Source organism: Allobosea sp. BH3, assembly GCF_025499465.1.
Classification (GTDB): Bacteria; Pseudomonadota; Alphaproteobacteria; order Rhizobiales; family Beijerinckiaceae; genus Allobosea.
In genome coordinates, this window is sequence record NZ_JAIMCA010000002.1 from 390,061 (window position 1) to 408,413 (window position 18,353).

General features: G+C 66.7%; 15 protein-coding genes and 1 tRNA gene. 5 read left to right on the plus strand and 11 right to left on the minus strand.

What is annotated here, in order from left to right; all coding sequences use genetic code 11:
* Positions 1 to 15: 15 nt before the first annotated feature.
* Positions 16 to 831 (plus strand): NAD-dependent epimerase/dehydratase family protein, encoded by an 816-nt coding sequence (locus BoBH3_RS06815; protein WP_262330012.1) that lies wholly within the window; start codon positions 16 to 18, stop codon positions 829 to 831.
* A gap of 485 nt (positions 832 to 1,316) precedes the next feature.
* Here BoBH3_RS06815 and BoBH3_RS06820 read toward each other — a convergent pair.
* From BoBH3_RS06820 to BoBH3_RS06835, 4 genes are all read right to left on the minus strand, one after another.
* Positions 1,317 to 1,392 (minus strand) — tRNA-Thr (locus BoBH3_RS06820).
* 122 nt (positions 1,393 to 1,514) lie between these two features.
* Positions 1,515 to 2,462 carry a prephenate/arogenate dehydrogenase family protein gene (locus tag BoBH3_RS06825; protein WP_262330013.1) on the minus strand — a complete coding sequence of 316 codons (948 nt, stop codon included), beginning with the start codon at positions 2,460 to 2,462 and terminating at the stop codon, positions 1,515 to 1,517.
* Positions 2,459 to 3,565, minus strand: a complete 1,107-nt coding sequence (gene hisC, locus BoBH3_RS06830; RefSeq protein ID WP_262330453.1) for a histidinol-phosphate transaminase — start codon at positions 3,563 to 3,565, stop codon at positions 2,459 to 2,461. Before hisC ends, BoBH3_RS06825 begins: the two co-directional genes overlap by 4 nt.
* Before the next feature lie 30 nt (positions 3,566 to 3,595).
* Positions 3,596 to 4,429, minus strand: a complete 834-nt coding sequence (locus tag BoBH3_RS06835) for a chorismate mutase (protein ID WP_262330014.1) — start codon at positions 4,427 to 4,429, stop codon at positions 3,596 to 3,598.
* A gap of 174 nt (positions 4,430 to 4,603) precedes the next feature.
* On the opposite strand from BoBH3_RS06835, the gene metX reads away from it, so the two are divergent.
* Together metX and metW are read left to right on the plus strand one after the other, a co-directional pair.
* On the plus strand, positions 4,604 to 5,773 hold the full coding sequence (gene metX, locus BoBH3_RS06840) for a homoserine O-acetyltransferase MetX (RefSeq protein WP_262330015.1): 1,170 nt from the start codon (positions 4,604 to 4,606) through the stop codon (positions 5,771 to 5,773).
* A 3-nt stretch (positions 5,774 to 5,776) separates the two neighbouring features.
* A complete protein-coding gene (gene metW / locus BoBH3_RS06845) occupies positions 5,777 to 6,397 on the plus strand; it encodes a methionine biosynthesis protein MetW (protein WP_262330016.1) in 621 nt (206 codons plus the stop codon).
* Positions 6,398 to 6,469: 72 nt separating this feature from the next.
* On the opposite strand, the gene clpB is transcribed toward metW, so the two are convergent.
* Entirely contained in the window at positions 6,470 to 9,088 is a 2,619-nt protein-coding gene (gene clpB, locus BoBH3_RS06850; protein ID WP_262330017.1) for an ATP-dependent chaperone ClpB, read from the minus strand.
* A 177-nt stretch (positions 9,089 to 9,265) separates the two neighbouring features.
* Here clpB and BoBH3_RS06855 point away from each other — a divergent pair, with 177 nt between their 5' ends.
* Entirely contained in the window at positions 9,266 to 9,592 is a 327-nt protein-coding gene (locus tag BoBH3_RS06855; protein ID WP_262330018.1) for a DUF2293 domain-containing protein, read from the plus strand.
* A 79-nt stretch (positions 9,593 to 9,671) separates the two neighbouring features.
* On the plus strand, positions 9,672 to 10,457 hold the full coding sequence (locus tag BoBH3_RS06860) for an MOSC domain-containing protein (protein WP_262330019.1): 786 nt from the start codon (positions 9,672 to 9,674) through the stop codon (positions 10,455 to 10,457).
* Positions 10,458 to 10,535: 78 nt separating this feature from the next.
* Here BoBH3_RS06860 and BoBH3_RS06865 read toward each other — a convergent pair whose 3' ends face one another.
* The 6 genes from BoBH3_RS06865 to otsA all read right to left on the minus strand — a co-directional run bounded on the left by BoBH3_RS06865 (position 10,536) and on the right by otsA (position 18,294).
* Positions 10,536 to 11,504 (minus strand): DUF4167 domain-containing protein, encoded by a 969-nt coding sequence (locus BoBH3_RS06865; RefSeq protein WP_262330020.1) that lies wholly within the window; start codon positions 11,502 to 11,504, stop codon positions 10,536 to 10,538.
* 424 nt (positions 11,505 to 11,928) lie between these two features.
* Complete coding sequence (prmC, locus tag BoBH3_RS06870) at positions 11,929 to 12,870, minus strand: peptide chain release factor N(5)-glutamine methyltransferase (protein ID WP_410050572.1); 942 nt, start codon at positions 12,868 to 12,870, stop codon at positions 11,929 to 11,931.
* Positions 12,837 to 13,091: a hypothetical protein gene (locus BoBH3_RS06875; RefSeq protein WP_262330473.1), complete on the minus strand. Its 255-nt coding sequence runs from the start codon at positions 13,089 to 13,091 to the stop codon at positions 12,837 to 12,839. Before BoBH3_RS06875 ends, prmC begins: the two co-directional genes overlap by 34 nt.
* A gap of 60 nt (positions 13,092 to 13,151) precedes the next feature.
* Positions 13,152 to 14,237 (minus strand): peptide chain release factor 1, encoded by a 1,086-nt coding sequence (gene prfA, locus BoBH3_RS06880; protein ID WP_410050567.1) that lies wholly within the window; start codon positions 14,235 to 14,237, stop codon positions 13,152 to 13,154.
* Positions 14,238 to 14,294: 57 nt separating this feature from the next.
* Positions 14,295 to 16,562: a phosphoenolpyruvate--protein phosphotransferase gene (ptsP, locus tag BoBH3_RS06885; protein WP_262330021.1), complete on the minus strand. Its 2,268-nt coding sequence runs from the start codon at positions 16,560 to 16,562 to the stop codon at positions 14,295 to 14,297.
* 178 nt (positions 16,563 to 16,740) lie between these two features.
* Positions 16,741 to 18,294: an alpha,alpha-trehalose-phosphate synthase (UDP-forming) gene (otsA, locus tag BoBH3_RS06890; RefSeq protein ID WP_262330022.1), complete on the minus strand. Its 1,554-nt coding sequence runs from the start codon at positions 18,292 to 18,294 to the stop codon at positions 16,741 to 16,743.
* Between the last annotated feature and the right edge of the window lie 59 nt (positions 18,295 to 18,353).

Sequence of the window (18,353 nt, forward strand, 5' to 3'; positions counted from 1 at the left end):
AGAGGCGAGGATCACATGCCGCATTACAACCGCATCCTGATTACCGGCGCGGCCGGGCGTCTCGGCTCTCAGCTCCGCTTGGGCCTCGCGCCGCTCGCCAAGATCATTCGCCTTGCCGATCGCGAGCCGCTCGGGCCGCTCGCCGCCCATGAAGAGGAGGCGATCTTCGACCTTGCCGACATGGAGGCCACGATCGCCGCCACCGAGGGGTGCGACGCGATCGTACATTTTGGCGGCGCGCCGACCGAACGGGAATGGCAGATCGTCCTCGATTCGAGTATCCGCGGCTCCTACCACGTCTACGAGGGCGCCCGGAAACACGGCGTGAAGCGAATCGTCTACGCGTCCTCCGTCCATGCCATCGGCTTCCACGAGATCGGGGCGCAGATCCCGGTCGATGCGCCCGTCCGGCCCGACTGCCTCTACGGCGTCGGCAAGACCTTCGTCGAAAGCCTCAGCCGGCTCTATTGGGACAAGTACAGCATCGAGACGGCGTGCCTGCGCATCTTCTCGTCCTTCCCGGAGCCGGTCGACCGCCGGATGCTCTGGTCCTATCTGTCCTTCGACGATTGCGTACGCCTCGTCACGGCTGCGCTGACCGCTCCCTTCGTCGGTCACACGATTTCCTTCGGCACCTCCAACAACGCCGTGAAGGCCGTGGACAATAGTGGCGCCAACCATCTCGGCTACCACCCGCAGGACAGTTCGGAGCCGTTCCGGGCCCATGTCGAGACGACGTCGCCCGCGCTCGATCCGATGTCGCCAGCTGGGCGCTATCTCGGCGGAAAATTCTGCGAGATGCCCCATCCCGACGATGAGGCGAAGGCCTGAACCTGTTTCGAACGCGATTGGCCACAGGCGAAACGGGACAATCGCGTGCTTCTCGGCGCTCAGCGTTCGCCTGTGAGAAACATTCCACTGAAAGTGCAGAGCCCAATTGCGGACACGCCTTGCGTCGTTCTCGGCCAGCTTCGACCGTCCCGTCGCACTGCCCGAAACCGCACCTCCTGAGCGTCGGCAATGGGCCAACCGCGACCGTTAGGTCGGACGAGCTCTTTACCGCTTCGAGACAGGCGCCCGGTTCAACCGAGAGTGCCCCTCATCGGAACAGCAAAGAACTGCCTGGAGAGCGACGTGGCATTGAACGGCTGGCATAGGATTTGAGTCGTGATCGCCACCGCGTGGGCGCCAATAGCGATAGGACTTGCCTCGCGGCCGTCAATGGCCGGACTCGAACGCAGACGTACGCCAGACACAAAAAAACCGGCCGTTTTGACCGGTTTGCGAACGTCAGCGAACCTGGGTGAATAGGAAAATGGTGCCGCTTGAGGGATTCGAACCCCCGACCCCCTCATTACGAATGAGGTGCTCTACCAGCTGAGCTAAAGCGGCAACGGGGGCGCTGTAACAGCAGGGGGCCGGCTTGGCAAGAGTCCTCGCCAGGCCTCATGGGGCTCCATGCACAACCCGGTTCGGCTGAAGGAAAATCCGGCGACCGCCCGCCTGCTCCCGGCTCAGTCCTTGCGCAGCTTCTCCGTCTCCGGCTTCTCCTGGCCGAGCGCGACGATGCCACGGCGGATGGCGCGGGTGCGGGTGAAGTGCTTGTGCAGCGTCTCGCCGTCGCCATAGCGGATGGCGCGGGTGAGCAGCGCGAGGTCCTCGTTGAAGCGGCCGAGCATCTCCAGAACCGCTTCCTTGTTGTGCAGGAAGACGTCGCGCCACATCGTCGGGTCCGAAGCCGCGATGCGGGTGAAATCGCGGAAGCCGCCGGCGGAGAACTTGATGACCTCCGACTGCGTCACCGCCTCCAGATCCTCTGCCGTGCCGACGATGTTGTAGGCGATCAGATGCGGCAGATGGCTGGTGACGGCCAGTACGAGATCATGATGCTGCGCGCTCATCACCTCGACCAGGGCGCCCATGCCCTCCCAAAGCTGGCGCGTCTTAGCGACCGCCGCCGGGTCGGTGCCCTCGGGCGGGGTCAGGATGCACCAGCGGTTGAGGAAGAGGCTCGGGAAGCCGGCCTCGGGGCCGGAATTCTCGGTGCCCGCGACGGGATGGGCCGGCACGAAGGAAACGCCGTCGGGCAGATGCGGCGAGACCGCATCGACGACCGAGCCCTTGACCGAGCCGACATCCGACAGGATTGCGCCGGGCTTCAGCTCCGAGGCGATCTCGGCGGCGACCGTGCCGCAGGCGCCGACCGGCACGCAGAGGATGATGTGGTCGGCACCGCGCGCGGCCTCGGCCGCCGTCTCCGTGATGGCATGGCCGATGTCGAGTTCGCGGGCACGGGTCCGTACGCCGGCATCGCGATCCGACAGCACGATCGTGCCGGCCAGGTTCAGTTCCTTCGCCGCCCGCGCGATCGAGGAGCCGATGAGCCCGATGCCGATGATCGCCAGCCTGCCGAAGACCGGCTCGGCGCGGCGCGGCGCGAAGCTCTCCTGAGCCGAGGTCACGGCTTGCCGGCCAGAAAATCGGCGAGCGCGGCGACGACGAGGCGGTTGGCCTCCTCGGTGCCGATCGTCATGCGTAGCGCATCCGGCAGGCCGTAGGAGGCGACGGCGCGCAGGATCAGCCCGCGCTGCGTCAGGAAGGCGTCGGCCTCCTTCGCCGTCTTGCCCGGTGCCTTCGGGAAGTGGATCAGGATGAAGTTGCCGACCGATGGCGTCACGGTGAGGCCGAGCTTCTCCAGCTCGGCCGTCGTCCAGGCGAGCCATTTCTCGTTGTGTTCGAGGGCTGAAGCGACATGCGCCTCGTCGGCAACGGCCGCGGCACCAGCCTCGATCGCGGCGCCGTTGACGTTGAAGGGGCCGCGGATGCGCTCAAGCGCGTCGATGACATGCGCCGGCGCATAGATCCAGCCGATGCGCAGATTGGCGAGGCCGTAGATCTTCGAGAAGGTCCGGGTCATCACGACATTCTCGCTCTCGGCGACGAGCTCGATGCCGGAGGCGTAATCGTTGCGGCGGACATATTCGGCATAGGCAGCGTCGAGCACGAGCAGGACCTGTGGCGGCAGGCCGGCCTGCAGGCGCTTGACCTCGTCGAAGGGCAGATAGGTGCCGGTCGGGTTGTTGGGGTTGGCGAGGAAGACGATCTTCGTCCTCGGCGTCACCGCTGCAAGGATGGCATCGACATCGGCGGTGTAGTTCTTCTCCTTGACGACGACCGGCTTGCCGCCGGCGGCAAGGATCGCGATGCGATAAACGAGGAAGCCGTGCTCGGTGAAGACGCCCTCGTCACCGTCGCCGAGATAGGCCTTGGTGACGAGCTCCAGCAATTCATCCGAGCCGTTGCCGCAGATGATGCGCGCGGGATCAAGGCCGTAGCGGGCGGCGATCGCCTGCTTGAGCTTGCTGGAGGTTCCGTCGGGGTAGAGTTCCAGCTTTGCTGCGAGACCCTCGAAAGCCGCGATCGCCTTCGGGCTCGGGCCGAGCGGGGTTTCGTTGGAGGAGAGCTTGTGCAGCTTCACACCGGCAGGCGCAGCGGATTTGCCGGGGACATAGGCCTCGATGTCGAGGACGCCGGGACGCGGGGTGGGACGAGTCGCCATGACGATTGACCTTGCAGCAGGAAGAGTGTGGCCCACTCAGCGGGCGGATTTGACGGCGAAGCGGGCGGCGTGGCTGCCCACCTCGGAGAAGTCGCTGAGACCCGCGGGCGTGAGCGCCTCACGGATCACGGCCTGGTCGATCTCGCCGGAGGCGGCAACCAGCAGGGAGAGATGGGAGCCGTCCGCGGCGGAAGCCGAGACCTCGGCCAGATGCTGTGCGAGGCCGTGGCGCAGGCTCTCCGACCAGCGCTCGACGCGGGCGGCATAGAGCACGATCTCACGCACCGCGGCGTCCGCCAGGGGCTTGGCGATGCAGTAGACCGGCGTGCCGGCGGGATGGTCCGGCCGCTCGACGAAGGGCAGCCGCGCGATGATCTTCGGCGAGTCCTGCCCGATCAGGTCCCGCCACCAGATGCCGGCGCTGGCGCCCTGGTCCATGCGGAAGATGCCGAGATCGCCGGCCGACTCCGCCACGGCGCGGATGACGGCTCGCGCGTCCTCATGGGGCATGAAGGGCACGGTGAAGCCGAAATGGAAGCGGGCGGAATCACGCATCGCCGCATCGCCGCCGGAGACATCGGCATGGACCGAATAGGGCGCCTGCACATAGGTGAAGGTCGCGATGATGATGCGCCAGACGCTCTCCACCGTATCGAGCGGCAGCAGGCCCTTATGGCTGAGCGCGAGACGCTTCATGATGTCGGCCTCGCGGCCGGGGCGGAAGGCGGAGCCGGAGGCCTGCGTCTTCTTGATCGAGATCAGCGTCTCGATGATCTGCGAGCGCTCCATCAGCAGCGCGTGCATGGCGCTGTCGATGCGGTCAATCTCGCTGCGCAGATCGGCGAGGGAGGTAGGGGCGGCTTCGGTCATCGTGGCGGGACGCGCTTCTCGACAGGGCCACGCTCCTTAGCGCCCCGAAAGCGCCTTGGCAAAGCCGGCAGCGCAGTCCTGCATTGACAGAGCAGCCTCGGCGCTGCATCGCTAGGGTTCGATTTTCCGAACGCCTGGACCGGCAAGACAAATCATTCTGGCGATGCGGTCGATATGAGCGATCTTTCCCCCAGCCTGGCCGACCCGCTGAAGGAAGCGAACGAGCCATCGAGCCCGGTCGCGCGCTTCGGCCCGGATACGCCGCTGCTGATGGATTGCGGCGCCGTGCTGAACCACTGGCAGATCGCCTATCAGACATACGGCGATCTGAACGCGTCTCGGTCGAATGCGATCCTGGTCTGCCACGCGCTGACGGGCGACCAGTATGTCGCGAGCCGCAACCCGATCACCGGCAAGGGCGGCTGGTGGACCTCGATGATCGGGCCGGGCAAGCCGATCGACACCGACCGCTTCTTCGTGATCTGCGCCAATGTCATCGGCGGCTGCACCGGCACGACGGGGCCGGCCTCGACCGATCCGGAAACGGGCAAGCCCTGGGGCCTCTCCTTCCCGGTCGTGACCATCCGCGACATGGTGCGGGCTCAAGCCGCCCTCGTCGACTCGCTCGGGATCGACACGCTGTTCTGCGTAGCCGGCGGCTCGATGGGCGGCATGCAGGTGCTGCAATGGGCCGCGAGCTATCCGACCCGCGTCTTCTCGGCACTGCCGCTGGCGACCGGCGCCAAGCATTCAGCCCAGAACATCGCCTTCCACGAGGTCGGCAGGCAGGCGGTGATGGCCGATCCGGAGTGGCGCCGGGGCCGCTATCTCGAAGAAGGCACGCGGCCGTCGAAAGGGCTCTCGGTCGCGCGCATGGGCGCGCACATCACCTATCTCTCGGAGCAGGCACTGCACCGGAAGTTCGGCCGCAAGCTGCAGGACCGCGAGGCGCCGACCTTCTCCTTCGACGCTGACTTTCAGGTGGAGAGTTACCTCCGCCATCAGGGGCTCAGCTTCGTCGAGCGCTTCGACGCCAATTCCTACCTCTATGTGACCCGCGCGATGGATTATTTCGACCTCGCCGACGATCATGACGGCGTGCTGGCAAGGGCCTTCGCGGGAACGAAAACGCGCTTCTGCGTCGCTTCCTTCACTTCGGACTGGCTGTTCCCGACGGCGGATTCCCGCGCGATCGTCCATGCGCTCAATGCGGCCGGCGCCTCGGTCTCCTTCGTCGAGCTGGAGAGCGACAAGGGGCACGATGCCTTCCTGCTGGAGGAGCCCAATCTCTTCGCCACGACGCGCGGCTTCATCGGCGCGGCGGCACGGGCACGGGGCATCTAAGGCATGGCGCTGACCGAGAACAGCAACCGCATCGACCTGAAGCTCGTCGCCGAGATGGTGCAGCCGCATACGCGCGTGCTCGATGTCGGTTGCGGCGACGGTGCGCTGCTCGCGCTTCTGGCTGAGACGCGGGATGTCGATGCGCGCGGCATCGAGCTGTCACGAGAGGGCGTGGCGGACTGCGTCGCGCGCGGGCTATCGGTGATCCAGGGCGACGCCGATACCGATCTCGCCGACTATCCGGACGACAGCTTCGACTACGTCATCCTGTCCCAGACCATTCAGGCGACGCGCAATCCCCGGCTCGTGCTGGAGCAGATGCTGCGCATCGGCCGGCACGCCATCGTCTCCTTCCCGAATTTCGGGCATTGGCGGATGCGCAGCCAGGTGTTCTTCCAGGGCCGGATGCCGGTGACGGATTCCCTGCCCTATTCGTGGTGGGACACGCCCAACATCCATTTCTGCACGATCCGGGACTTCGTGGCGCTGTGCGAGCAGGTCGGCGCCAAGAAGGAGCGCGCCGTGGCGCTCGACGCCGCCGGTGGCAGGGTCGGCGTCAATGCGCCGTGGTGGTTCTGGAACCTGTTTGGCGCACAGGCGGTGTTTCTGCTGAAGCGCGGCTGAAGCGCCCCGAGCCGTCGAAAGCAAGAAAGGGCCGCTCGCGCGGCCCTTTCTCATTTAGCTGCTCGGCAGATTTCAGTTCAACGCGACGCCAGCCGGCCGCTTCTCCTTCACAGCCGCGACATCGCCCAGCATCAGCGAGCCCGGTCCGACCGTGATCGGCACATCCTCGCCGTCGACGATCTCGCCGGCGAGGATGGCTTCCGCAAGCGGGTCCTGCACCGACTTCTGGATCACGCGCTTGAGCGGGCGCGCGCCATAGGCCGGGTCGTAGCCCTTCTCCGCCAGCCACTCGCGCGCCTCCTTCGAGAGTTCGAGGGTGATCTTGCGATCGGTCAGCAGCTTCGCGAGGCGGGCCATCTGGATGTCGACAATCGCGCCCATATCCGCTCGCCGCAGCCGGTGGAACAGGATGATGTCGTCGATGCGGTTCAGGAACTCTGGCCGGAAGGCCTGCCTGACCACGCCCATCACCTCGTCGCGAACCGCGTCGCTGTCCTGACCATCGGGCTGGTTCACCAGATACTCCGAACCAAGATTCGAGGTCATGATGATCAGCACGTTGCGGAAATCGACCGTGCGACCCTGGCCGTCCGTCAGGCGACCATCGTCGAGCACCTGCAGCAGGACGTTGAAGACGTCCGGATGCGCCTTCTCGACCTCGTCGAAGAGCACGACCTGATAGGGCCGGCGGCGCACCGCCTCAGTCAGCGCCCCGCCCTCCTCATAGCCGACATAGCCGGGAGGCGCGCCGATCAGCCGGGCGACCGAGTGCTTCTCCATGTATTCCGACATGTCGATGCGCACGAGCGCGGTGTCATCGTCGAACAGGAACGACGCCAGCGCCTTGGTCAGCTCGGTCTTGCCGACGCCGGTGGGGCCGAGGAACATGAAGGACCCGATCGGACGGTTGGGGTCCTGAAGGCCCGCACGCGCACGGCGGACCGCCGTCGAGACGGCTTCCACCGCCTCGCGCTGGCCGACGACGCGGGAGGCCAGAACCTCCTCCATGCGCAGCAGCTTCTCCTTCTCGCCTTCGAGCATCCGGTCGACGGGCACGCCGGTCCAGCGCGAGACGACCTGTGCGACGTGATCGGGCGTCACCGCCTCCTCGACCATGCCGGCGCCCTCGCCCACGGCCTCGACCTCGGCGAGCCGCTTCTCGAGCTGCGGAATCTCGCCATAGGCGAGCTCGCCGGCGCGCTGGTACTCGCCCTTGCGCTGCGCCTGCGCCAGCTCGTTCCGAGCATTGTCGAGCTTCGTCTTGATCTCCGCGGCCTGGCCGAGCTTGTCCTTCTCGGCCTTCCAGGCGGTGGTGATCGTCTCGGAGCGCCCCTCGAGCTCGGCGAGTTCGAATTCGAGCCGCTTCAGCCGTTCCTTCGAGCCGGCGTCGCTCTCCTTCTTGAGAGCCTCCTGCTCGATCTTGAGGCGGACGATCTCGCGGTCGATCGAGTCCAGCTCCTCGGGCTTGGAATCGACCTGCATGCGCAGCCGCGCCGAAGCCTCGTCGACGAGGTCGATGGCCTTGTCGGGCAGGAAGCGGTCGGTGATGTAGCGGTTCGACAGCGTCGCGGCCGAAACCAGCGCCGAATCCGTGATGCGGACGCGGTGATGCTGCTCGTATTTCTCCTTCAGGCCGCGCAGGATCGAGATCGTATCCTCGACCGTCGGCTCCTCGACGAAGACCGGCTGGAAACGCCGCGCCAGGGCGGCGTCCTTCTCGACATATTTGCGATACTCGTCGAGCGTGGTCGCGCCGACGCAGTGCAGTTCGCCGCGGGCGAGCGCGGGCTTCAGCAGGTTGGAGGCATCCATCGCGCCGTCGGTCTTGCCGGCGCCGACGAGGGTATGCATCTCGTCGATGAACAGGATGACGCCGCCATCCGAGGACGATACCTCGTTCAGCACGGCCTTCAGCCGCTCCTCGAACTCGCCGCGATATTTGGCGCCCGCGATCAGCGAGCCCATGTCGAGGGCGAGCAGCTCCTTGTCCTTCAGGCTCTCGGGCACGTCGCCGTTGACGATACGCAGGGCGAGGCCCTCGGCAATGGCGGTCTTGCCAACGCCGGGTTCGCCGATCAGGACGGGGTTGTTCTTGGTCCGGCGCGACAGCACCTGGATGGTACGGCGGATCTCCTCGTCGCGGCCGATGACCGGGTCGAGCTTGCCCTCGCGCGCCGCGGCGGTGAGGTCGCGCGCATATTTCTTCAGCGCGTCGTAGGCCTGCTCGGCCGACGCGGAATCCGCGGTGCGGCCCTTGCGGATCGCCTCGATGGCGGCATTGAGCGCCTGCGGCGTGACGCCGGCCTTCGACAGCGCCTTGCCGGCCTCGGTGTCCTTCTCGATGGCGAGAGCGAGCAGCAGGCGCTCGACCGTCACGAACGAGTCGCCGGCCTTCTCCGCCGCCTTCTCGGCCGCATCGAAGACGCGGGCCAACCCTTGCGTCAGATTGAGGCCGCCCGAGCCGCCGGAGACCTTCGGCAGCTTCGCAACCGCCTGATCGGTCAGCTGCAAGGCGAGCTTGGCATTGCCGCCGGCCCGGTCGATCAGGCCTGCCGCCATGCCCTCGTTGTCGTCGAGCAGCGCCTTGAGCAGATGCTCCGGCGTGAACTGCTGGTGTCCCTCGCGCAGCGCGATCGTCTGCGCCGCCTGGAGGAAGCCTTTCGCGCGATCGGTATATTTCTCGATGTTCATTCAGATTCACTCCGCCCGCAGACCGACGCCCCGAAGCGACGCCAGCCCGCTGCCTTTCATCAGGATGGAGCGCCCTGACGGGCCGCCCCTCGCCACCCAAGATAGTGTGACATCCGCGCAACGGAAGGGGTCTGCGCCCGCAATTGACCTGGCGCAAGGGGCAGGCGCAGATCGGGCATGGCCGGAACCAAGCGACAGCAGGCGATTCGCAAGGCGCTCAGAGCCGTCACGCCCGGCATCCCGTTCTCCGACGCCGAGGCGGTGGTCGCGCTGGCCGAGCGCAAGCACATGAAGGATCTGCCGCCCTCCACCGCGCTCTGGCTTTCCCTGGGTTCCCATGTCCGCCATGTGCACACCGACTATGAACGCCTGCTATCAGAGGGCTACGACCGCGACGCAGCCCGCTTCTTCGTCGCCGAGGAAACGGATGCCGTGCTCACCGGTTGGGGCTGCCAACGCTCCGTCAGCGAGGGCGATCTCGGCGAAGAAGACGAGCCGGATTGATCGAAAACGATAGAATAATTGATCTGTCAGGGTCCGCCGACAAGGTTATATGGCCATAGTCTTAGGCAGGGTTCCTTCAATGCGCATCGAAACGCTCTACCGCTACCCCGTGAAGGGCCTCTCGCCGGAGAGGCTCGCGCGCGCCGAACTGCCGGCCGAGGGCTATTTCCCCGGCGACCGCCTCTTCGCCATCGAGAACGGCCCCTCGGGCTTCGATCCGGCCGAGCCGGTGCATCAGCCGAAGATCAAGTACCTCATGCTGATGCGTAACGAGTCGCTTGCGCGGCTGCGCAGCCGCTATGACGACCCGACCGGCGACCTCGTGATCGAGCAAAGCGGGCAGCAGGTGCTGCGCGCCGCAACCGGTAGCGAAAGCGGGCGGGCGGAGATCACCCGCTTCTTCGAAGGCTTCATGCCCGACGAACTGCGCGGCGCACCGGAGCTGCTAACGGCGCCGCCGACCTACCGCTTCACCGATTCCCGCTCGGGCTTCGTCTCGATCATCAACCTCGCCAGCGTCGCCGATCTCGAAGCGCGCCTTGGACGCCCGCTCGATCCGCTGCGCTTCCGCGGCAATGTGATGGTCAGCGGGCTCGAGCCCTGGGAGGAGAACGACCTTGTCGGCCGCGATCTCACCGGCGCGGATGGGTTGCGGCTTCATGTCCTCAAGCGCATCGACCGCTGCGCCGCGACCAATGTCGACCCCGAGACCGGCGCGCGGGACATGCAGATCCCCAAGGCGCTGATGACGCATTACGGGCATGTCGATTGCGGCGTCTATTGCCGCATCGTTACGGGAGGCGCCTTGAGACAGGGCGACGAACTCAGCGTCGAGAACGCGCCGGCGGAACTCGGCATCGCCTGAGCGCGATCATCAAAGGGACGCAAACAAAGAAAAGGGCCCTTTCGGGCCCTTCTCGATTTGAACGGCAGCCTGAACTGCTTACTCGGCCGAGCCATCCGTCTCGGAGCCGAGCGCGTCCATGACCTCGCGCGGCGAACGGCGGCGGCGGGTCCGCTTCGGGGCGGCTTCCGCGGCTTCGGTCGAGACGTCCGCCGGAGCGGCCTCAGCAGGCTCCACAGGGGCCGCGACGGCCGCGACCCGCACCGGAGTGGTCAGGAAGGACGGCAGCGCGGCGGCGACCTCCTCGCCCGCATCCGAAGGTTCCTCGCGGCGCGGACGGCGCTCGCGCTGCGGACGCTCGCTGCGCTCGAAACGGCGCTCAGCCTGCGGCTGCTCGGACGGCGCGTCGGGCTGCGACTCGCCGCCGACCGGGATGTCGGAGCGCGGCGCATCGGGGCGCGGCGCATAACCGCCCGGAACGCCCTGGCCACCCTCGGCATTGCGGTCGAAGCGACGCTCGCCGCGGTCCTGCCGGTCGAAGCGGTTATTGTTGTTGTTATTGTTGTTGAAGCGCTCGCGACGGTTCTGACGGTCGAAACGCTGGCCGCCTTGTGACTGGCCTTCGCCACCCTCGCCCTCGGCACGCTGGCCGCCATGGCCGTTATAGCCATTCGCGTTGCCATAGCCGTTGGCGCCGCGCTCCGGCTGCGGGCCGGTGCCGGGCTGGAAGGGCTGCATCTCCTCGTCGCCTTCCTCCTCGCCCTCATCGGCGTCTTCGACGAAGGCGCGATTCGGTGGGAAAGAATGGCCGAATTGCTGGGCCATCTGCTCCTGGGCCGCGAGCAGGATGCGATAGTAGTGCTCGGCGTGCTGGAAATAGCCCTCGGCCGCAACGGTATCACCCGAAGACTGAGCATCACGCGCGAGCTGCAAATACTTCTCGGCGACATGCTGAGCGGTGCCGCGGACCTTTACGTCCGGACCGTTCGACTCGTAGCTACGCTGCAGCGGATTCGGAGATTTGCGGTTGCCGCTATTATTGTTGTTGTTATTGCTGCGGCCGCGCATACGCCGGTTCTGACCTGGTCTCATTCGCGTCTGTCTCGCGCTTCTGTGCTCAAGGCAACCGTGCTGTCATGATGCGCGTTGCGAAGCACAGCGGGTTGCGACGCTGTGTCGGACTGAGTTGACCTGAAGGGGCTTTGCGCCGTTCCTGGTCTTCACGCGCTCTTTTCCAAAAAGGGGCTCCAACCCCGCGGGGATCCACCCCGATCGAGCCGAATCGGCGCCATGGCGCCTTTGGTATTCCATCCGGCTCGTCAGCTGCATTGCTACAGGAACATGCCTGCGAACAACGCTGATCCTGAGCAAATCCTGTTAAATCGGGAACTGCCCAAAGGCTCGGCTCTGACGCCACCAGCTTCGGCTGGAATGCTGCATAGCTGCTTTTGGCCGCTTCTCCAAGCGAAATCGACCAAAAGCCTGTGCATGATCATGGGCAACGGAAGATCAGTGCCCGCTCATGTCCTCCCAGATCGTTCCGGCTGCCGCCAAATTCAAGGCCTCCTGCTTGCATGAGCGCGACCACATCGGCCCCCTGCCCCGCTCCGATCTCGAAGACGACGATACCGCCGGGCGCGAGCAACCCCGGCAGCGTGCGGGCGAAGATGCGATAGGGGCCGAGGCCATCCGCGCCGCCGTCGAGCGCCAGGACGGGGTCGTGATCGCGCACCTCGACCGAGAGCGCTGCGATCTCAGCAGAGGGGATATAGGGCGGGTTTGAGACTATCAGGTCGAAGCGGCCGGAGAGGCCTTCGGTCCAGTTGCCCGGCCGAAACTCGGCCCTGTCGCCCAAGCCGTTCAGCGCAGCGTTGCCGGCGGCGGTGCGGCAGGCCTCATCCGAGAGATCGATACCGAGGCCGCGCGCGCGGGGCAATTCGCTGAGGAGCGAGACCAGCAGGCAGCCGGTGCCGGTGCCGAGATCGAGCAGGGAGAGCGGCTCGTCGCGCCGACCTTTGAATTCAACCAATGCGGCTTCGACGATGGTTTCGCTGTCGGGCCGCGGCTCCAGTGTCGCCGGCGACAGCAGAAAGCGAAGCCCCCAGAACTCGCGTTCGCCGAGGATGCGCCAGACTGGCGCCCCCGACAGGCGCCGCGTGGCGAAGGAGGCCAGACGCGCAAGCGCATCGGCAGGGATCAACCTATCGGGATCAGGATTCACTTCCCCAAGGCTGCCTTCGACCAGCAGGCGCGCGTCGAGCCCGGCAGAGCCACCGCCGGCCTGCATCAACCTCTGCGCAAGCAGACGCCGCGCCTCCCTGACGGTCGGCGTGGCGTCCTCGAAAATGCGACCTATCCCATCGCCGGAGACCGAGCTGCCCGGTCCCCGCCCGCCGGGAATCAGCTGTTGCCCTGCATCTTCTGGTCGATGCAGAACTTCGTCTTGGTGCGGATCGAGGACTTGCTCTCGCGAGCGCCCTTCATCTCCATCTGACAGGCTTTGCGCGCCTGTGCCTCGGTCATCGAGCCCTGCAGCTTGGCGGGCGGGTTGGCGTTGAGGACCTTGCGCATGGTCTTTTCCTGCGCCTGCGAGGCGCCGCTCACCGCAAACGCCATCAGGCCGGCCATCGCAACCGTGGACATCATCTTGATCATGGGACGAAACCCCCTTCGCTGGTGTCGATACGTCAACAACGCCCGACGGGGTTTTTGGTTTCACGCCATGCCCTCGGCGGCAAGCAGCTTCGCCTGATGCTCGGCGGTCAACGCATCGACGATCTCGTCGAGCACGAGGCCCTGCATCATCTCGTCGAGCTTGTAGAGCGTCAGGTTGATGCGATGGTCGGTGACGCGGCCTTGGGGGAAGTTGTAAGTCCGGATGCGCTCGGAGCGATCACCGGAGCCGACCTGCGCGCGCCGGTCCGCCGAACGCTCGGCGTCGATCCGCATCCGCTCCATGTCGAAGAGCTTGGCGCGCAGCAATTCATAGGCGCGGGCCTTGTTCTTGTGCTGCGAGCGCTCGTCCTGGACCAAAACCACCGTGTTGGTCGGGATATGGGTCAGGCGCACCGCCGATTCCGTCTTGTTGACGTGCTGACCGCCGGCGCCGCCCGAGCGCAGCGTGTCGATGCGGATATCCGAATCGTTCAGCGCGACATCGACCTCGCTCGCCAGCGGCAGGGTCGCGACCGTCGCGGCAGAGGTGTGGATGCGGCCGCTCGTCTCGGTATCCGGCACGCGCTGGACACGATGGACGCCGGACTCGAATTTGAGCCTCGCATAGACGCCGCGGCCGTTGATCTCGGCGATCACCTCCTTGAAGCCGCCGACCGTGCCTTCGCTCTCGGAGAGGATGTCGACGCTCCAGCCCTTCTGGGCGGCGTGGCGCTGATACATCCGTAGCAGGTCGCCGGCGAAGAGCGAGGCTTCGTCGCCGCCGGTGCCGGCGCGGATTTCGAGGATGACGCCACGCTCGTCGGCAGCGTCCTTCGGCAACAACGCGATCAGGATCTCGCGGGCGCGGGCGTCGATCTCGGCGCGAGCCGCGTCGCGCTCCTCATAGGCGAGGTCGCGGAACTCGGCGTCGGTCGCGGGGTCGGCGATCAAAGCCTCCGCCTCCTCCAGCGAGGCTTGCGCCTGCCGCCAGGAAGCGATCGCCGCAACGACGGGATCGAGCTCCGCCAGCTCCTTGGCAAGCTCGACGGTGCGGGCCGCTTCCTTCGCGTGGTTGATCTCGTCCATCGCGGCGGCATGGCGCGCCACGATGACGTCGAGACGATCCTGGGGAAGCTGAAGGGACATGGACAACTCTTGAAACGAAAAGGGTCTGAGGCCGCAAGGCTGAAGCGACGAGCTTCGCTAGACCGGAACCTTGAACTCGGCCGCAAAGGCGGCAAGCTGAGGGCGCAGCGAGGTGGCGCCTTCGGGGCTTGCGAGCATCCAGTCCATGCGCTCGGTCAGCTTGCGTGCATCGAGCGCGCGCAGCATCGCCTTGACCGGGCCGATGGAGGCCGCGGACATCGAGAAGCCGCGATAGCCCAGCCCGATCAGGGCCATGGTCTCGAGCGGCTTGCCGCCCATCTCGCCGCAAACCGTGACCGCGCAGCCGGTCTCGGACGCCGCCTCGACGATGCGGCGCAGCGCCCTGAGCGCGCCGACGCCGAGCGGATCGAAGCGATCCGCGACGCGCTTGTTCTCGCGGTCGGCCGCGAAGAGGAACTGCATCAGGTCGTTGGTGCCGATCGAGAGGAAATCCGCCTCGCGCGTGATCTCCGGCAGCTCGAACAGCAGCGAGGGCACCTCGACCATGACGCCGACCTTGAGCAGGCGCGGCGGCGCGACACCCTGCTTCTCCAGCATGGCCTGCTCGCGGCGGAGGATGACGCGGGCGCGGCGGAACTCGTCGGTGGTCGCCACCATGGGCAGCATGATGCGGAGATCGCGCGCTGCACCCGCCCGCAGCAAAGCACGAAGCTGCGCCCGCAGCAGCCGCGGCTTGTCGAGGCCGATGCGGATCGCCCGCCAGCCCAAAGCCGGGTTCTCCTCCTCGACGCGCTCCATATAGGGCAGCACCTTGTCGCCGCCGATGTCGAGCGTCCGGAAGGTCACCGGCCGGTCCTCGGCCGCGTCCAGAACGGCTGTATAGAGCGCCTGCTGCTCAGCGGTGGTCGGCATGTGCTGCGCCACCATGAACTGCAGCTCGGTGCGGAAGAGCCCAATGCCGGAGGCGGCCGTCGCCTCGATGTTCGGCATGTCGACGATGAGGCCGGCATTGATCTGCAGCGTGATCGCGGCACCGTCCTTGGTGACCGAGGGCAGTTCCTTGAGCTTCGCGTATTGCTTCTGCTTGCGGGCGCGCAGCCGGGCCTTGTCCTTGTAGGCGTTCTCGACGTCGGGCTGCGGGCGGATCTGCACTTCGCCTGCCTGGCCATCGACGATGATGGCGTCGCCCGCCTCGACCAGCGCCGTCGCGTTGGCGACCTCGCCCACGGCCGGGATGCCGAGCGCACGCGCCACGATGGCGATATGGCTGGTCGGACCGCCCTCCTCTAGCACGAGGCCGCGCAAATGGGAGCGATCATAGTCCAGCAGCGCCGCCGGCCCCATCGAGCGGGCAACGACGATGGCGTTCTCCGGCAGCTTTTCGCGCGGAACGCCGTTGGCCTTGCCCACCAGCGTGCGCAGCAGCCGGTTGGCGAGGTCGTCGAGATCGTGCAGCCGCTCGCGCAGATAGGGATCGGTCTGGCGCAGCATCTTGGCGCGGGTGTCGGACTGAACGCGCTCAACCGCGGCCTCGGCGGTCAGGCCCGTCAGCACGACCTCGCGCATGCGGCGCAACCAGCCCTGGTCATGCGCGAACATGCGGAACGTCTCGAGCACGTCCCGATGCTCGCCAGTATGAGCGACGTCGCCGCGCTCGACGAGCTCGTCGATCGAGGCCCTCATCTCGCCGATCGCCGCCTCCAGGCGCCCGACCTCGGTGGCGGGGTTCTCGGCGATCAGGTTTGTGATCGCGACGCGCGGCTCGTGCAGCACCACATGGCCGAGGCCGACACCGTCCGCGAGCGAGACACCGACGCCATGGATCGGACGGTCGAGGCCGATCGAGGCGCCGGGCGCCGCGAGCGACTTCAGCCCGCCGGCGGCGATCATCTCCGCCATCAGCATGGCGGTGGTCTGGAGCGTCTCGGTCTCCTCGTCCGAGTAGATCCGCGAGGCCCGGTTCTGGATGACGAGCACGCCCATCACCGCGCCGCCGCGCAGGATCGGCACACCCAGGAAGGAGCGGTAAACCTCCTCGCCCGTCTCCGGGCGATAGGAGAAGGAGGGATGCGCCTGCGCGTCAGACAGGGCCAGCGGCTCGGCCTCGCTGGCGATCAGGCCGACAAGGCCCTCGCCGGCGCGCATGGTGGTGAGGTGAACGGCCTCACGGTTGAGGCCTTCGGTGGCGTAGAGCTCGAGCGAGCCGTCCTCGCGCAGGACGTAAACGGAGCAGACCTCGGCGACGAGATTGCCGGCGATCAGGACGACGAGCCTGTCGAGGCGCTCCTGCGGGCTGATCGATGCCGCCATGACCTCGCGGAGGCGGCGCAACAGAACGCCCGGTCCTCCCAGAGCGCCTCGCATCGATCTCAAGCCCTCCGCCGCCTCCTCAGCCATCGACGCTGCGATGCCTGTCCTGACCTGAGTCGCCCACCCAAGCCATGCCGCCTTCTAGCGAGCAAAGGCCGCATTCCGCAAGGGCCGCGAGCAGGCGCTGAACGCTCATCCCGCGATTCGACCACCGATTTCGCCGGTTCGGTCCTCATGGGCGGGCCGTGGCCGGCGGGCCGGCAACGGCCTTGCGACCCGATCCGGACGAGGCGGCACCGCCCTTCGTAGCCGGCTGGCGCGTGGGCGGCGTTGCGGATTCGGCACGGGCGGAGCGGCGCCCGCCGGCGCGCGTTTTTTCGCGTGCCTCGCCGACGGGAGGCATCACAGCCGCGGCTGCTCCTCCCGACAGCACCTCCAGATAGCGCCGGGTCCACCAGTCGATGTCCGTGGCGGCGATGGTGGCATAAAGCTTCTCGAAGCGGCGGATGCGCTCCGTCTTCGGCATGGCAAGGGCGGTGCGGATAGCTTCCGCCACCTCATGGACGTCGAAAGGGTTGACGATCAGCGCCTCGCCGAGCTGCTGGGCGGCACCTGCGAAGCGCGACAGCACGAGCACGCCCGGATCGGCCGGGTTCTGCGCGGCGATATATTCCTTCGCGACGAGGTTCATGCCGTCCCGCATCGGCGTGACGAGCCCGACCTGGGCGCGGCGGTAGAAGCCGGCCAGTGCACTGCGCGAATAGGCTTTCTTGACGACCCGGATCGGCGTCCAGTCGAATTCGCCGAGCTGCGCATTGAGGCGCCCCGCCACCTCGTCGGACTGGCGGTCGAGCTCGGCATATTCCGGCACGTCGCTGCGCGAGGGCGGAGCGATCTGAAGAAGACTGACCCGGTCGCGATGCTCCGGATGGCTGCGCAGGAACTCGCCGAAGGCCTCGAGGCGCTGCACGATGCCCTTCGAATAGTCGAGCCGGTCGACGCCGACGACCAGCTTGCGCTCGCCGAGCGATTCGCGCGCGGCGCGCAGGGTCGTCGGCGCCTGCCGGACGGATGCGGCCGCAAGCCGGCGGAACGACTCGACATCGATGCCGATGGGGAAGTTCTGCACGGTGGTCTGCCGGGCGCCCAGCCGCACGCGGTCGCCCTCCGCCCGCGCGCCGCACAGCGAAACCAGCCCGCCGATCAGGTTGCGGGCGTCGATCTCAGTCTGCATCCCGATCAGATCGTAGGAGGCCATGGTGCGGATCAGCGTCGTGCTGAACGGCAGCGCGCCGAAGACCTCTGCCGAAGGCCAGGGAATGTGGTGGAAATAGCCGATCCGGTTAGTGATGCCGCGCCGGCGCAGCTCCGCCGCCAGGGGAATGAGGTGGTAATCGTGAATCCAGATCAGGTCGTCGGGCTGGATCAGCGCCGCGAGCGCGCGGGCAAAGCGGCGATTGACGCCGAGATAGCCCATATAGTCACTGCGCTGGAACTCGGTCAGGCCGAGCCGGTAGTGCATCAGCGGCCAGAGGGCCCGGTTCGAGAAGCCGAGATAGTAGCTCTGGCGTTCGGCTTCCGAGAGATCGGTGACAGCGTAAGTGACGTTGCCGCGCTGGACCTGACGGAGGTCCTGCGGGCCGTCGCTGACCCCGCCGCTCCAGCCGAACCAGAGGCCGCCCTGCTGCTCCAGCGCCTCGCGCAGCGCCACCGCGAGCCCGCCCGCCGTGGCCTTCTCGTGCCGTTCGGGAATGGTGACACGGTTCGAAACGACGACGAGGCGCATAAGGACGAGTTCTCCAGGAGGGGCCGCCCGAATTTTGCCATCGGCGGCAGGAACAGAAC

What these genes read in the sequence shown, in the direction of transcription:
- BoBH3_RS06815 (WP_262330012.1), top strand. Translation starts at nt 16, where the DNA reads ATGCCGCATTACAACCGCATCCTGATTACCGGCGCGGCCGGGCGTCTC.
- BoBH3_RS06835 (WP_262330014.1), bottom strand. Translation starts at nt 4,429, where the DNA reads ATGACCGAAGCCGCCCCTACCTCCCTCGCCGATCTGCGCAGCGAGATT.
- metX (WP_262330015.1), top strand. Translation starts at nt 4,604, where the DNA reads ATGAGCGATCTTTCCCCCAGCCTGGCCGACCCGCTGAAGGAAGCGAAC.
- metW (WP_262330016.1), top strand. Translation starts at nt 5,777, where the DNA reads ATGGCGCTGACCGAGAACAGCAACCGCATCGACCTGAAGCTCGTCGCC.
- clpB (WP_262330017.1), bottom strand. Translation starts at nt 9,088, where the DNA reads ATGAACATCGAGAAATATACCGATCGCGCGAAAGGCTTCCTCCAGGCG.
- BoBH3_RS06855 (WP_262330018.1), top strand. Translation starts at nt 9,266, where the DNA reads ATGGCCGGAACCAAGCGACAGCAGGCGATTCGCAAGGCGCTCAGAGCC.
- BoBH3_RS06860 (WP_262330019.1), top strand. Translation starts at nt 9,672, where the DNA reads ATGCGCATCGAAACGCTCTACCGCTACCCCGTGAAGGGCCTCTCGCCG.
- BoBH3_RS06865 (WP_262330020.1), bottom strand. Translation starts at nt 11,504, where the DNA reads ATGCGCGGCCGCAGCAATAACAACAACAATAATAGCGGCAACCGCAAA.
- BoBH3_RS06875 (WP_262330473.1), bottom strand. Translation starts at nt 13,091, where the DNA reads ATGATCAAGATGATGTCCACGGTTGCGATGGCCGGCCTGATGGCGTTT.
- prfA (WP_410050567.1), bottom strand. Translation starts at nt 14,237, where the DNA reads ATGTCCCTTCAGCTTCCCCAGGATCGTCTCGACGTCATCGTGGCGCGC.
- ptsP (WP_262330021.1), bottom strand. Translation starts at nt 16,562, where the DNA reads ATGCGAGGCGCTCTGGGAGGACCGGGCGTTCTGTTGCGCCGCCTCCGC.
- otsA (WP_262330022.1), bottom strand. Translation starts at nt 18,294, where the DNA reads ATGCGCCTCGTCGTCGTTTCGAACCGTGTCACCATTCCCGAACGGCAC.